Origin of the sequence: Rhodoligotrophos defluvii (genome assembly GCF_005281615.1) — a bacterium.
In the GTDB taxonomy this organism is placed as follows: domain Bacteria; phylum Pseudomonadota; class Alphaproteobacteria; order Rhizobiales; family Im1; genus Rhodoligotrophos; species Rhodoligotrophos defluvii.
In genome coordinates, this window is the sequence record NZ_SZZM01000001.1 from 1,459,862 (window position 1) to 1,473,074 (window position 13,213).

Annotated in this window: 12 protein-coding genes; 9 read left to right on the forward strand and 3 right to left on the reverse strand. The window is 63.2% G+C overall.

Annotated elements, in window-relative coordinates; all coding sequences use genetic code 11:
- Window positions 1-156 precede the first annotated feature (156 nt).
- Both E4P09_RS06930 and E4P09_RS25865 read left to right on the forward strand, forming a co-directional pair.
- Window positions 157-861, forward strand: a complete 705-nt coding sequence (locus E4P09_RS06930) for a phosphatase PAP2 family protein (protein WP_239025044.1) — start codon at window positions 157-159, stop codon at window positions 859-861.
- 241 nt (window positions 862-1,102) lie between these two features.
- Window positions 1,103-1,537, forward strand: coding sequence for a hypothetical protein (locus E4P09_RS25865; RefSeq protein ID WP_170984263.1), 435 nt, complete (start codon window positions 1,103-1,105; stop codon window positions 1,535-1,537).
- A gap of 684 nt (window positions 1,538-2,221) precedes the next feature.
- Here the strand turns inward: E4P09_RS25865 and E4P09_RS06940 are convergent.
- Entirely contained in the window at window positions 2,222-2,836 is a 615-nt protein-coding gene (locus E4P09_RS06940; RefSeq protein ID WP_137388790.1) for a hypothetical protein, read from the reverse strand.
- A 275-nt stretch (window positions 2,837-3,111) separates the two neighbouring features.
- On the reverse strand, window positions 3,112-4,014 hold the full coding sequence (locus E4P09_RS06945) for a PRC-barrel domain-containing protein (protein WP_205042031.1): 903 nt from the start codon (window positions 4,012-4,014) through the stop codon (window positions 3,112-3,114).
- Between the two features lie 633 nt (window positions 4,015-4,647).
- On the opposite strand from E4P09_RS06945, the gene E4P09_RS06950 reads away from it, so the two are divergent.
- From E4P09_RS06950 to E4P09_RS06975, 6 genes are all read left to right on the forward strand, one after another.
- The gene (locus E4P09_RS06950; protein ID WP_137388791.1) at window positions 4,648-5,994 is read left to right on the forward strand and encodes a tyrosine-type recombinase/integrase; all 1,347 of its coding nucleotides are present in this window, start codon (window positions 4,648-4,650) and stop codon (window positions 5,992-5,994) included.
- Between the two features lie 76 nt (window positions 5,995-6,070).
- The gene (locus E4P09_RS06955) at window positions 6,071-6,517 is read left to right on the forward strand and encodes a MerR family transcriptional regulator (protein WP_137388792.1); all 447 of its coding nucleotides are present in this window, start codon (window positions 6,071-6,073) and stop codon (window positions 6,515-6,517) included.
- A complete protein-coding gene (locus E4P09_RS06960) occupies window positions 6,507-7,082 on the forward strand; it encodes a PIN domain-containing protein (RefSeq protein ID WP_137388793.1) in 576 nt (191 codons plus the stop codon). Before E4P09_RS06955 ends, E4P09_RS06960 begins: the two co-directional genes overlap by 11 nt.
- A 149-nt stretch (window positions 7,083-7,231) precedes the next feature.
- A complete protein-coding gene (locus E4P09_RS06965; protein ID WP_137388794.1) occupies window positions 7,232-8,056 on the forward strand; it encodes a hypothetical protein in 825 nt (274 codons plus the stop codon).
- A gap of 273 nt (window positions 8,057-8,329) precedes the next feature.
- Window positions 8,330-9,283, forward strand: a complete 954-nt coding sequence (locus tag E4P09_RS06970) for an ArdC family protein (protein ID WP_010398869.1) — start codon at window positions 8,330-8,332, stop codon at window positions 9,281-9,283.
- Window positions 9,283-10,230, forward strand: coding sequence for a hypothetical protein (locus tag E4P09_RS06975; RefSeq protein WP_137388795.1), 948 nt, complete (start codon window positions 9,283-9,285; stop codon window positions 10,228-10,230). Before E4P09_RS06970 ends, E4P09_RS06975 begins: the two co-directional genes overlap by 1 nt.
- Window positions 10,231-10,345: 115 nt before the next feature.
- Here E4P09_RS06975 and E4P09_RS06980 read toward each other — a convergent pair whose 3' ends face one another.
- The gene (locus E4P09_RS06980; protein ID WP_010398874.1) at window positions 10,346-10,648 is read right to left on the reverse strand and encodes a hypothetical protein; all 303 of its coding nucleotides are present in this window, start codon (window positions 10,646-10,648) and stop codon (window positions 10,346-10,348) included.
- Window positions 10,649-11,009: 361 nt separating this feature from the next.
- Between E4P09_RS06980 and E4P09_RS06985 the strand changes: the two genes are divergently transcribed.
- A complete protein-coding gene (locus E4P09_RS06985; RefSeq protein ID WP_137388796.1) occupies window positions 11,010-13,157 on the forward strand; it encodes a ParB/RepB/Spo0J family partition protein in 2,148 nt (715 codons plus the stop codon).
- Window positions 13,158-13,213: the final 56 nt, after the last annotated feature.

Genomic DNA, 13,213 nt, shown 5'->3' on the forward strand with positions numbered 1-13,213 from the left:
ATGGCCCAAGCCAGCCAGCTCCGTTTATCCGGTCAGATCGATGTCTTCGGAGCGCTGAAAGTGGCGAACGACGAGTGAAATCGGAACACCGGTCAGACGTTCCGAATAATCCGGTTCACAGTGCACGGATCGCCGGATCGCATGGAAGGAGCGCCCGTGATCGACAAACTCTCCAGCGTGATTGGCCGCCGGGAGTGGCCCGTCGTAGTCGCCCTGTTCCTGCCCGCGGCCGCCCTTTGGGGCTTTATCGAGCTCGCGGATGAAGTTGCGGAGGGGGGCACGAAAGCTGTGGATCGGGCTCTGCTTCTTGCGTTGCGCAGCCCGGGCGACCCGGCGCAGCCGTTGGGCCCCGAATGGCTCGAGGTAATGATGCGCGACTTCACGGCTCTGGGCGGTGTCGGCGTGCTGACGCTGATCACGGCTGCGACAATCGGCTACCTTCTTTTGCTTGGCAAGCCCAGAGCGGGATTTGCCGTGCTCATCGCCGTTGGCGGGGGCATTCTCCTGAGCACCGCCGTCAAGATGGGCATCGACAGGCCAAGACCTGAGCTGGTGCCTTATGCCACCTATGTCTCTACCGCGAGCTTTCCCAGCGGTCACTCGATGATGGCGACGGTGGTCTATCTCACATTGGCCGCCATGCTTGCCCGCGTGCGACCTCGTTGGCAGACAAAGACTTACATCCTGTCGTGGGCGGTTCTGATTTCGCTGCTCGTGGGCGTGAGCCGTGTCTATCTCGGTGTCCACTGGCCGACGGATGTGCTGGCCGGGTGGACGGTCGGCTCGGCTTGGGCGCTCACGTGCTGGCTCGTCACCCTATGGCTGCAGCGCAGAAACGGTGTGGAGAGCGAGCTCGGCTAGCCTGTAAAGGTCGCCTCAATTTTTGCGCACATTAAGGGAACTGGCCACCAGGCCGCATGTTGAATGCGAAGCGGGGTGCCGGCAACTGAGGCTGGCCATTGCGGATGGCTCTAGTTGTTCCGCCCGCGATCCACAGGATCACCGAACAGAGGGACCCGTTCGGATGCCCCGGCCGGGTCACTGAATGGCGTAGACCGGCGCCTCGTTCATCGAAAAACCTGAAACGAAGAAGGAGACTCCAATGGCAAACACTCAATGGACCAAGACCCTTCTCGCCTCGACGGTCGCGCTTGGGCTCTTTGCTGCACCGGCCGCTGCTGTGGAAGATTTCAGCGCGTGGGACACCAACGACGATGCCGGTCTGAACAATGAAGAGTTCGCGACAGGTTTTGGCGATGTCGGGGTGTTCGACGACTGGGACACCAATAACGACGACATGCTATCCCAGAGCGAGTTCGATGCTGGTTACGGCGAGCTCGATACGGCCGAGGCGAACTTTAACGGGACAGTGGACTACGACGCGTGGGACGCGAACGACGACGATCTCCTGTCGGAGAACGAGTTCTACGACGGCGTGTACACCAACTACGATGATGACGGCGACAATATCATCGAAGAGCCCGAGTTCGCCGATATCGGCGACGACATCGGAGACGGTGGGTTCTGGGACGTCTAGCGCAGGCTCGGCAAATGTCTCAAGACCGACCGAGCGCCATAGTCGAACCAGATCCGGCTGGCGCTGTGAAGCCGCCCGTCACTAGGTTGAGTGGCGGGCGGCTCGCCCATGTCCTGCCAAACATCTCGGCTGGGCGGGAATTTGAGCACACGCGAGCTTTGCTCGTGCTGTGAGCGGCCGCGCGCCGGACGCTGATTCCGTCGTTGCTGATCCACACTTTTCTCTGCCCGGAGAAGTCCCGCTGCAGTAGCACTCGACCGGTTCACCACGCGCGAGCTGCTCGATCGAACTCGCACCACTCGCGCACGTGACGCGATGTTGATCCCCTCGGGCGCTTTTGCGGATCCACAGCGGAACCATGCGACACCCGGCCTGGTGCACAGGCGCGGAGGCCCGGCCGTGAAGCGGCGCCACTGCAGTCCTCCGCTCACTATCGGCTTAGCGCAATCGGCCTTGAGACCGGTGACCCAAGACGAGCTCGCCGCGCGCTTAAAGGCGGAGCGCCGCAACGGCGCCTGCACACTCACAGGAGGCCTGTTTCCTTCTCCCTTGAGGGCAGCGTCTCACCCAGCGTCTCTGTCCAGGCGGTCCGGGTGATGCCTTCCAACAAAGGTGCCGGCGCGGTCCTTACCGGTAAGGCAGTGTCCCGCTGGCTGCGGGCTCTCCGCAGCCAGCCAGCAGAGATCACTGCTTGATTGTCGCCTCGTCCGGATTGGTGACGTCGGAGTTCGGCACTTCGAAATTCAGCGACTGCGTGATCTCCGGCGGATTCCCCGCCATGACCTGCTGAATCGCCTCGCTGTACTCGGCCCGGGCCTCCTGCACTGACTTTTCGCCTTTGATGACGTCATTCGCAAGGTTCAGTGCTAGGAAATTCGCCAGTTCCTTGTCGCACCGGGCCGCCAGCTCGCCCTTGGTGCGCTCGGCGATGACGCTGCCATCGAAATGGGCGAGATCGTCGAACAGATCCGGAGGAACGTCATAGTGGATGACCTGCTCCAGCACGTCCTTGTGGGGCATCGGAAAATTGTGGTCGGTTTCATACCCATAGACGATGGTGCGAACCCACGGCCCGTTCCCGCGCCATATCAGCAGCGTCTTCGTTGTCTCCTGCGGCTGGCCGTACTTCTCGATCATCGCCTGTGCCGCTTTCTTCGAGGTTTCCGGCCAGTCCTGGATGATCTGTTCAGCCTTTGCGGAGTCCTGCTGCGCCAGCGCCGTCTGGGCACCGCCGAGGGCGGCGATCAGAACCAGCGTCCCCAGAATGCATGAGCTTTTGAATGGGTGATCTTGGAACATCGGCTTCTCCTTGCATTTGGGTTCAGACTCGCGAACCAAGGCTGCCGTTCATTGTTCCGTTTTTTGCAAGCGGCGCCTCCCATGTCGCCTTGCCGACGCACTGCCCGTAAGCTCTGCCGAACTCCGCGCCGAGCACTCCCCTGCCGCGACTGCCTGAATACGAGCGGCAGCGGACAGGGATGCTATCCGGTATCCCAAAGCAGGAAGCTGGTGAAGTCGTAACCACCGAGACGGGCCCGCGGCTGCAAGGCCGTCGAAAGCTGGGGTTCATCCGTTCATTCGGTTTGGTCGGTCTGCCGCGACCCTTGGCTCTGGGGCTGACGGTCCTCCCCTGTCGAGCCGGTGGTCAGCGCATCGTTGTGCAGATCGACCCTGGTCTTCAGCTCATCATAGTCGAACTGCTCCAGAGTCGCGATCTCGGCGCGATCATACCCAACGCCGTAGTACGGCACACCGGGATTCCAGCCATATCCATAGCCATAGAACGGATAGGCGTAATAGCCGCCACCAAACGCGGAATCGGCACTCACCACCACTGCCCGCAGGTTCCCGTCCGTCGTGAAGATCAGATCGGACACGTTGCCGTAGCCGACATCGCCGTTCAGATAAGCGTCATCGTTCAAGAGTTCCGTCGCCTTCCAGATTCGCGGGCCTGCTTCCAGGTCCTCCTCGACGACGTGCGTATAGCCGGTCTCGTTCTTTTGCAGATAGGACACCCTGAAGGGTGAATAGTCGGGTAGGTTATCTTCGGTCAACGGCACCGTGACCCGACCGAGATCCGGACTGATGCTGGCCTGATCCCATGGGATGAGCACGTGAGTGTCTCCTATATCAAGGAAGCCGCCCACCTCGGCGATAATCCCAAGTAGCCTGCCCTTGTCGCTCACGATGAGATTCTCGACCTCGCCGATCTCTTCGCCATTCATCCCGAAGACATCCGCGTCAATCAACCGCTCGGCGCTCCATCCCTCGGCATAGAGTGGCGCGTAGCTCCACTCTTCCAGAACGAGGACCGGGGGCCGATCGCCCTGCTGGTCTGCCTGCTGCTCTTGGCCCGTTTGAGGTTGGCTCTCACTCTGCTGCACCTTCTGCTGGTTCTGCGCCTCCGCAGGGACCGCATAGCAGATGCCCATCGCGGTTACCGCAGCGATGACGAGACTAGGTCCGTTCCGTATCATCGCTTGTTCTCCTTTGATTTCGTCTGGTTGTTCTTTGCCGCCGCTCGACCGGCATTGCCGGACATGTGCCCAGCATCTTTGCGGTGCACCTGAGAACAGGGACGGCTGTTGCAGCCCCAAGCACTTTCCTGGTGGGGTTGTTCCGACTCTGGTGGGGGGTGTCACGCCGGCCGATCGACGGGAGGAAATGGCCAAATGGCTGCCGCAACCTCGACCCGCACCTTTTGTCCGGGTCTCGCGGTCTTCGTCGTTACTCGGCCATCCGCTGACGACCTTCGCCCGTTCGTCAGCTGAGCTGCTGCCGCGGACCCGATGATCTTACATCGCGGCGGCTCACAACGGTGAGTATTTGGTGAGTTACTGTTCCCGCCGCGTCTTCCAAGCGAATAACTACTTGAAATAATTGGCGCACCCGACACGATTCGAACGTGTGACCTCTGCCTTCGGAGCAATTTAGGCTGCCTATCCGAAATGCACGATAGAGCACGCTAGGCTACGATAACCCATTGAAACCACTGGACTATGGGGTTTTCTACGCCGAAATGTCTATCCAAAATTTCGCTCCGATCTTCATCCGGCTGCTTCCGTGGTGCTTCCGCGGAAACAGCCCCTCTCCAGCAGAGGAGAAGCCACATGGCAAAACTGACCAAGCGCATAGTGGACGCCGCCGACGTCCGTGAAAAGGACTACTTCATCTGGGATGACGAGCTGCCGGGCTTCGGCCTTCGCGTTTTCACCTCGGGCAAGCGTAGCTACCTCATCCAGTATCGCGCCGCCGGCCGGACGCGACGCTTCACGATCGGCCTGCACGGTATCTGGACGGCAGAGACCGCCCGGCAGGAGGCTAAGGTTCAGCTTGGTCGCGTCGCCAAGGGCGAGAACCCGTCCGAGGAACGCCAGCTCGACCATCAGGCCATCACCGTCAAGGAGCTGTGCGCCCTCTATGTCGCCGACCTGAATGCGGGACTGATCCTCGGCAAGGGCGGCCGCCCCAAGAAGCCGTCGACCATCGTCACCGACGCCGGCCGCATTGAGCGGCACATCATCCCGCTGATCGGCACGCGGCGGGTGAAGGATCTCGTCAAGGCCGACATCAACAAAGTCCTCAAGGACATCATGGCCGGCAAGACGCGAGTCTCTGTCAAGACGAAGAAGCTGCGCGGCAAGGCCATCGTGCGCGGTGGCGCGGGCACGGCGACCCGCACTGTCGGCCTGCTCGGCGGCATCCTCACCTATGCCGTCGAGGCCGGCATCATCGACCGCAATCCCGCCCACGGCTTGAAGAAGCCGAAGGACAATGTGCGCAACCGCCGTCTGACGGAGGCCGAGTATCACATCCTGGGCGACATTCTGCGAAACGCGGCCGAGACCGAGAAATACGCGATGACCGTCGACATCATCCGCCAGATCGCCATGACAGGCTGCCGCCGCACCGAGATGATCCGGCTCATGCGGACCGAGGTGGACGCGGCGGGCAGTTGCCTGCGCCTCGTCGACAGCAAGGAAGGCGCTTCCGTCCGCCCCATCGGGCTTCCCGTCGTCGAATATCTCGAGGAACGCTGCAAGGACCTGACCGGCACCTATGTCTTCCCCGGCCAGGGCGAGGACAACGCCTTCGGCAGCTTCCCGAACCACTGGGAGCAGATATTCAAGGACACGCCGCTAGCCGATGTCACGCCGCACGTCCTGCGCCACAGCTTCGCCAGCATCGGCAACGATCTCGGCTTCACGGAGGTCACAATCGCGGCGCTGGTCGGCCACTCCAAGGGGTCAGTGACGAGCAAATACATCCATAGCCTCGACACTGCGCTCATCATGGCCGCAGACACCATCTCCGGCTACATCAAGGGCCTTCTCGACGGCGTCGCCTTTAAGCAGACCGCCTATGCCCTCGACCGGGATTCCCGGAAGGCGGCGCTGGCGCGTTTCCTCCAATCGGCGGCCGTCAACGAGCAGGAGGAGCTGCCTCTTGCGGCGTAACCGACACCATCAGGGGGTTTCAGTTATTGCAGTTGGAGCCCGCAACGACTATATTGGCTGGTCAGGAGAACCCATCATGGCCAGCCAAGTCGTCAAATTCGCCGGTCTCTCGGACCGCGACCGCAAGAAGGTCTCGCCTCTGCCCAAGCTGGCGGAGGGCGACCGCGTCGAGCTGCGCGTCCGGCGCCGCGACGGTCACGATGAGACCCTGACCCTGCCGCCCGCGGCGGCGAGCGCCGTCGAGGCCCTGATCACGCACCTGCTCAGCGGCGAGCGCGTGGCGGTTCTTTCCGAGGATCAGGAGCTGAGCCCCACCGAGGCGTCCGAAATCCTCGGCATCTCGCGTCCGCTCGTCGTGCTGCGCATGGACCGGGGCGATCTGCCCTTCCGTTATATCGGCAAACACCGCCGCGCCTCGCTCAAGGACGTGCTGACGCTGAAGGCCAAGCTCGACGTCCGGCGCAAGGCCATGCAGGACCTCGCCGCTGACGCCGAGGATCTCCATCTTCGCTATGGCGTTTAAGTCCGCCGTCGCCATCTACGATGCCTGCATCCTCTACCCCTTCCATCTGAGGAATGTCGTCGTGCAGGCGGCGGTCGACGGTCTTGTCGATGCGCACTGGACGGAGGCGATCCATGACGAGTGGATACGCAACCTACTGGCCAATACGCCGGGTCTTCCGCCCGAGCACCTGCAAGCGACGAAGCAGCTCATGAACGTCGCCGTGCCGGAGGCGACCGTCACCGGCTACGAACGGCATATCCACACCGTGAGCCTGCCCGATACCGATGACCGCCACGTCGCGGCGGCGGCGATCGAGGCTGGCGCGTCGATGATCGTCACCTGGAACCTGCGTGACTTCCCCGTCGCCGAGTTGAGGAAGCATGGTCTGGCGCGGCAATCGCCGGACGCCTTTCTCGTCGGTCTCTACGAACAGGCCCCGGATATGCTGCTCGCCTCGCTGGCGAATGCGCGCAGCAATCTCAGCCGGACGCGCGTCTCGGCCGCCGATTTCGTCGGCATCCTGCGCGACCAGAGGTTGGTCAAGCTCGCGGCGCAGATCGAGAACCACGTCAGCGACCTGTAGGGCTGCTTTCCGCGTTTGCTGAAACCCGGTTCTGCGGATTTACGATGCGAGGCTGTTCCTCAGTGCCCCTTGCGCTCACCAGGCGGGCAGGCAACAGCATCGCCATAGAATATAAGTGTTGTTCATTTCAGAGGGATGTTTCCGCGAACATGGCCAAGAAAACGGTCGAAAGAATTAATCCGACGCCCTCCACCGTAAAGAAGCTCTTCGCCTATAGCGGAAACCAGTGTGCCGTCCCCGATTGTCAGGAGCAGCTTGTCGACGCAAGCGGCGCCATGCTGGGCAAGGTCGCCCATATCTGCGCCGCCGAGAAAGGCGGGCCGCGCTTTGACGTTGACATGAGCAACGAAGACCGCCGCGCATTTGAAAACCTGCTTCTGGTTTGCGGCAAGCACCATGACATCATCGACCATCAGCCCAATGTGACGACCTACACGGTCGAGGTGCTGCGCAAATACAAGGCCGATCACGAAGATCGTTTCAAACGGGCGGAGCTACAGCTCATCGCGCAGATCACGGACACGACCCAGGCCAGGCTGCCCACCTATCCGGAAACGCTGAAGCGGTTCGGAGAGGTCTTCGATGTCACCGACTCGATGAATCTCGACGAGGAAGTCGCCGGGCTGACCACCTTCATCGACAGGCTGAAGGAGCTTCCCCTCGAAGAGCGGGCATTCGCCATCAAGCTGGCCGAACGCATGAGACGTCGGGACGTCGATGACCTGCCGGCCGAAGACGTGGTCGGCGCGTTCAACCTTGGAAAAACCAGGCTGCGTCAGCATATGACTTTGCTGGAGCATCACCTGCTTGGCGATATCACCGAAGGGCATGGCTACCAGCAATATATCGTGCGGCTGTGGGACCGCGATCCCGGCGGCAATCCCTGGATAGAGATGCTGGAGTTCTGCGAAAAGACGGGCATCACCATCGACAGCCTCCTCTATGATCTCAATTTCGCGCAGTACGACGGCTGACGGCAGTATGGCGGCGCGGTCGCCTCCAACAGCCTCACGGCATCAGGAAGGTTGATCGGTTTGCCCGGCAGGGCTCGCAACCATCGTTTCCACGACTGTCTGCATTTTTGGCGGGGGAAAGCCTTCCCCCTGGCCGGCACTTCGTTGCCGGCGCACCCCCTTCTGCGGGGAGACCCCGCAACGCCCCCTTTAGAGTGAGAGTGCGGACCGGGTTTGCCGTGACGGGTTGAGGGCTGGAGAAGAGGTCTCCGGCGCCCGTCGCGGAGAACCGCGATGTCCAGACAGGATCGCAGCGCGCGCCCCGGCTCGGATCGGGCGAGCCTTTACGACGATATCACAAACAAGATCATCGGCGAACTGGAGGCCGGCCGCTTCCCTTGGGTTCAGCCCTGGGGCTCGGCCGCGGTCAAGGCGCCGCTCGCCATGCCGCAGAACGCCGCCACAGGCCGGCGCTATTCGGGGATAAACGTCCTCATCCTTTGGGGCGCCGTCATCGAGCATGGTTTCCCCGGCCAGAGCTGGCTCACCTTCCGCCAGGCGCTTTCCCTCGGCGGCAATGTCAGGAAGGGCGAGCGCGGCACCACCGTCGTCTATGCCGATCGTTTCACCCCCGAGGACGAAAAGCGCCGCGCCCGCGAGGCCGGCGAGGACGCTCAGGCGATTCCGTTCCTGAAGCGCTTCACGGTCTTCAACGCCGCTCAATGCGACGGCCTGCCTGAAGAAATCGCCGTCGTCGCACCGCCGCCCGAACCGGGCCTGATCGAGCCGCGCGTCGAGGCCCTGATCCGGGCGACCGGCATCGACTTCCGCATCGGCGGAGACCGCGCCTTCTATGTCCCGGCGCATGACTATGTCGTCGTTCCGCCGCCGCAGGCGTATTTCGAGCCGATCAACTGGCACCGTACGGCGCTGCATGAGCTCGGACACGCGACGGGCCATCCCTTGCGCCTCGGCCGTGATTTCTCCGGCTCCTTCGGCACCAAGAAATACGCCTTCGAGGAGCTGATTGCCGAGATCAACGCGGCCTTCTGCTGCGCCTCGCTCGGCATCGCTCCGACCGTCCGCCATGCCGACTATATCGGCTCCTGGCTAGACGTCCTGCGCGAAGACAATCGCGCCATCGTCCGAGCCGCCTCCCAAGCCAGCAAGGCGGCCGACTGGCTTCTCAGCTTCCTGCCGGATGCCGGCAGCATCGACCAGAACGACGACGAGCGGGAGGCGGCGTGATGAACGCGCTCGCCTTTCCGGGTTTCGTCCCCGACCCCGCGCAGTCGGTCGACATCCGCCTGCGCGTCCTCAGCCTGGGCGCCGGCGTCCAGTCCACCACGCTGGCGCTGATGGCGGCGCATGGCGAAGTCGGCCCCATGCCCGATTGCGCCATCTTCGCCGATACCGGGTGGGAGCCGCAGGCCGTCTATGACCATCTCGCCTTGCTGCGATCGCCCAATGTCCTGCCGTTTCCCGTCCATATCGTCTCGGGCGGGGATCTGCGCGCCGACCTCATCGCCGGCGCACAGGGCGAGCGCTGGGCCTCCATTCCAGCCTTCACCCGCACCGTGACCCCGGCCGGGAGCGAGCTTCCCGTCTATGACGAGGATGAAAACGGCGATCTCGTCGTTGTCGGCTCCCGCATCGTGGCTACCGAGCGGGCCAGCATCGGCATGATCCGCCGCCAATGCACCGGAGACTACAAGATCGTGCCGATCAGGCGGAAAGTGCGCGAGCTGCTCGGCATCGCCGGGCGGCGCTCGCCCACGTCGCCGGTCGCCGAGCAATGGATCGGGATTTCGCTCGACGAGGCGCTTCGCATGAAGCCCTCTTTCGAGAGCTGGCAGGTCAACCGCTGGCCCCTGATCGAGCGGGGCCTTACTCGCCAGGATTGCCTGCGCTGGCTGGAACGGCATGATTATCCGCTGCCGCCCAAAAGCGCCTGCATCGGGTGTCCGTTTCATTCCGACAATCACTGGCGACAGATGCGCGATCATGATCCCGAAGCCTGGACGGACGCCGTGTCGGTCGATGCCGCCATCCGCACCGGTTTCCGCGGCATCCGCGCCGAAGTCTATCTGCACCGCTCCGCCGTGCCACTGGACCAAACCCATCTATCGACGACCGCCGACCACGGCCAGCTCGATCTCTGGCCGAACGAGTGCGAGGGCATGTGCGGCGTCTGATTTCCTGAAATCCGCAGATGCGCAAAGCCGCTTCTCCGGCTTTCCGGGTGTCCGGTTCTGCGGTTTTCCGCGTTTCCGGTTCGTCAGCTTGCAGCCTTGCGCCACGACGCTCAGCCTACCGGCCGTCCTTCATCAACCCTGCCCAGACAGCGAGAATATCGCCTTCGGCCGCGTTGTCCTCAGCGACAACCACGCTGAACACGGCGAGCGTGCCGGCGAACTCCTCCATATCCATCACGCCCCGTGCGTGAAGCATTGTCGCCAACAGCATCAGTGCCTTGCCTTGTGCGGTAATGACGGCCCGGTCCGCCTCGGAAAAGCGGACATGGCGGGCTGGCGACGCCCCCAGCCATCGGCGCAGAACACGCGCCAAGTCCGCCCAGGGCGGATTTCTCCAGCCAGAAATCATAGCGTCCATAGACAATTCCCCGCCGCCCCGACTGGCGCCGGGACGGTTGAACACGCGTGAACACTGGGAACCGCGCCCCACGTATTTCCCACGCCGGGCAAGCCCGACGCCGATGGGTATTCTATTCCGTGGGCCGCCCGACATAGTCGGTGACCCAGTGTTCAAACGCTTGATGCGATCGATGCGGTGTTCAAGCCGCAGGCGATGCAATCCCTATGGCACAGGAAGACAGTCCTGAACATCGCCGTTCCATTCTCGCCCCTGGCCAGACGACAGGGTCCGACCAGCAGAGTGAGAGGGAGGTGGGGATTTTCGTGACGGGTTCGGGTCGAGAGAGAGGCTCTCGGCGCCCGTCGCGGAGACTACCACGATGGCTACTGCCGCCCAGAAAATCATCCTGTCGCCTTCCCGCGACATCCCCTTCAACAAGCTCGTGCTCAGCCAATCGAATGTCCGACGCGTCAAGGCCGGCGTCTCGGTCGAGGAACTGGCCGAGGACATCGCCCGCCGAGGCACGCTCCTCCAGAGCCTCAATGTCCGCCCGGTCCTCGACGCCAGGGGCGATGAGACCGACATGTATGAAGTTCCCGCCGGCGGTCGCCGCTATCAGGCGCTCGCCATCCTCGTGAAGCAGAAGCGACTCGCCAGGACCGCGCCTGTGCCCTGCGTCGTGCGTGATCCCTCCACGTCGATTCTCGCCGAGGACGACAGCCTCGCCGAAAACACCCAGCGCGTGCCGCTGCATCCTCTCGATCAGTTCCGGGCCTTCTATGACATGCGCCGCAAGGGCATGAGCGAGGAGGAGATCGCTGCGGCCTTCTTCACGACCGCGCAGGTGGTGAAGCAACGCCTGCGTCTGGCCTCTGTCTCGCCCACGCTCCTCGACATCTATGCCGAGGACGGCATGAAGCTCGAAGAGCTGATGGCCTTCACCGTCAATCCCGACCATGCCCGCCAGGAGCAGGTCTGGGAGACGGTCCAGACCTCCCACAATCGCCAGCCCTGGTATATCCGCCAGTTGCTCACTGAAACCACGGTGCCGGCCACCGACAAGCGCGCCCTGTTCATCGGCATCGAAACCTATGAGCAGGCGGGCGGCAGCTTGCTGCGCGATCTCTTTCAGACCGATGGAGGCGGCTGGCTTCAGGACCCCGCGCTTCTCGACCGCCTGGTCGCGGAGAAGCTCAAGACCCTCGCCGAGGAAATCGCCGCCGAGGGCTGGAAGTGGATCACCGTCGATACCGATCTGCCCTATGGCTACGATCAGGGGCTGCGGGCGCTCGACTTCACCCTCGTCGATCTGAACGATGACGAGCGCGCGGCCCGAGAAGCCCTGCGTGAGGAATACGAACGGATCGAGGCTGAATACTCGGAAGCCGATGAGCTGCCGGACGAGATCGACCAGCGTCTCGGCGAGATCGAGACGGCGCTCGAAGCCTTCGAGAAGCGCCCGGTCATCTACGATCCGGCCGACATCGCGCGTGGCGGCGTCTTCATCAGCGTCGACCGCAATGGCGAGCCCGTCGTCGATCGCGGCTATGTGCGCCCGGAGGACGAGACGCCGGTCGGCGTCGAGGACCCCGACGGCGAGGCCGAAGCCACCGGTACCGAAGTCGCGGCATCCGGCACCGTTCAGCGCGCCGTCATCACCATCGGCGGCCAGTCGGCCGAACCGGAGGATGACGACGAGGAAGACGTCATCAAGCCGCTGCCCGAACGGCTCGTTACCGAGCTGACTGCGCACCGCACCCTGGCGCTCCGCGATGCCGTGGGCGCCAATCCCCAGGTCGCGTTTACCGCCTTGCTGCACAAGCTCGTGCGCGACACCTTCCAGCGGACGGCCACCTCCGGCGCCAGCCTGCAGGCGTCCGTCAATCACGTCTTCTTCCGCGAACAGGGCAAGGATCTCGCCGAGACGGCCTATGCCAAGTCCGTCATCCAGCGGCATGAGGACTGGAAGGCTGACCTACCAGCCGATGAGGATGCGCTGTGGGACTGGCTCGCCGTGCTCGACGACGCCAGCCGCATGGCGCTGCTCGCGCATTGCGTCAGCTATGGGATCAACGCCCTCTATGAACGGCCCAATCCCTACAGCGGCAGCGGCGTGTCGCAGTCGGGCCTCGACCGGCGTATGGCAGAGGCCGATCGACTGGCCCGCGCCACCGGCCTCGACATGGTGGACGTCGGCTTCCGACCCACGGTCGAGAACTATCTCGGCCGCGTGACCAAGCCCCGCATTCTTGCGGCCGTCCGCGAAGGCGCGGGCGAACGCGCGGCCCAGCTCATCGACCACTTGAAGAAGGGCGACATGGCCAAGGAGGCCGAACGCTTGCTGGCCGACAGTGGCTGGCTACCGGAGCCGCTGCGCCTGATCGACCATGACGAGCCGACCACGTCCGATACCTCGGAAGGCGAGGCCGAGACGGCGCTCCCAGCCTTCCTTGCCGGTGAGGACGAGGACGAGGAAACCGCCGAAGACCCGGAAGCCGAGGCGCCAGCGATGATCGCCGCGGAATGACGCCAAACCCCGGCGGGCGGTCGAAGCCGCCCCGCCGTCTTCATTTTCAGCTTCAA

Coding starts and splice junctions, on each gene's coding strand:
- E4P09_RS25865 (WP_170984263.1), top strand. CDS start 1,103: ATGGCAAACACTCAATGGACCAAGACCCTTCTCGCCTCGACGGTCGCG.
- E4P09_RS06940 (WP_137388790.1), bottom strand. CDS start 2,836: ATGTTCCAAGATCACCCATTCAAAAGCTCATGCATTCTGGGGACGCTG.
- E4P09_RS06945 (WP_205042031.1), bottom strand. CDS start 4,014: ATGATACGGAACGGACCTAGTCTCGTCATCGCTGCGGTAACCGCGATG.
- E4P09_RS06950 (WP_137388791.1), top strand. CDS start 4,648: ATGGCAAAACTGACCAAGCGCATAGTGGACGCCGCCGACGTCCGTGAA.
- E4P09_RS06955 (WP_137388792.1), top strand. CDS start 6,071: ATGGCCAGCCAAGTCGTCAAATTCGCCGGTCTCTCGGACCGCGACCGC.
- E4P09_RS06960 (WP_137388793.1), top strand. CDS start 6,507: ATGGCGTTTAAGTCCGCCGTCGCCATCTACGATGCCTGCATCCTCTAC.
- E4P09_RS06965 (WP_137388794.1), top strand. CDS start 7,232: ATGGCCAAGAAAACGGTCGAAAGAATTAATCCGACGCCCTCCACCGTA.
- E4P09_RS06970 (WP_010398869.1), top strand. CDS start 8,330: ATGTCCAGACAGGATCGCAGCGCGCGCCCCGGCTCGGATCGGGCGAGC.
- E4P09_RS06975 (WP_137388795.1), top strand. CDS start 9,283: ATGAACGCGCTCGCCTTTCCGGGTTTCGTCCCCGACCCCGCGCAGTCG.
- E4P09_RS06980 (WP_010398874.1), bottom strand. CDS start 10,648: ATGGACGCTATGATTTCTGGCTGGAGAAATCCGCCCTGGGCGGACTTG.
- E4P09_RS06985 (WP_137388796.1), top strand. CDS start 11,010: ATGGCTACTGCCGCCCAGAAAATCATCCTGTCGCCTTCCCGCGACATC.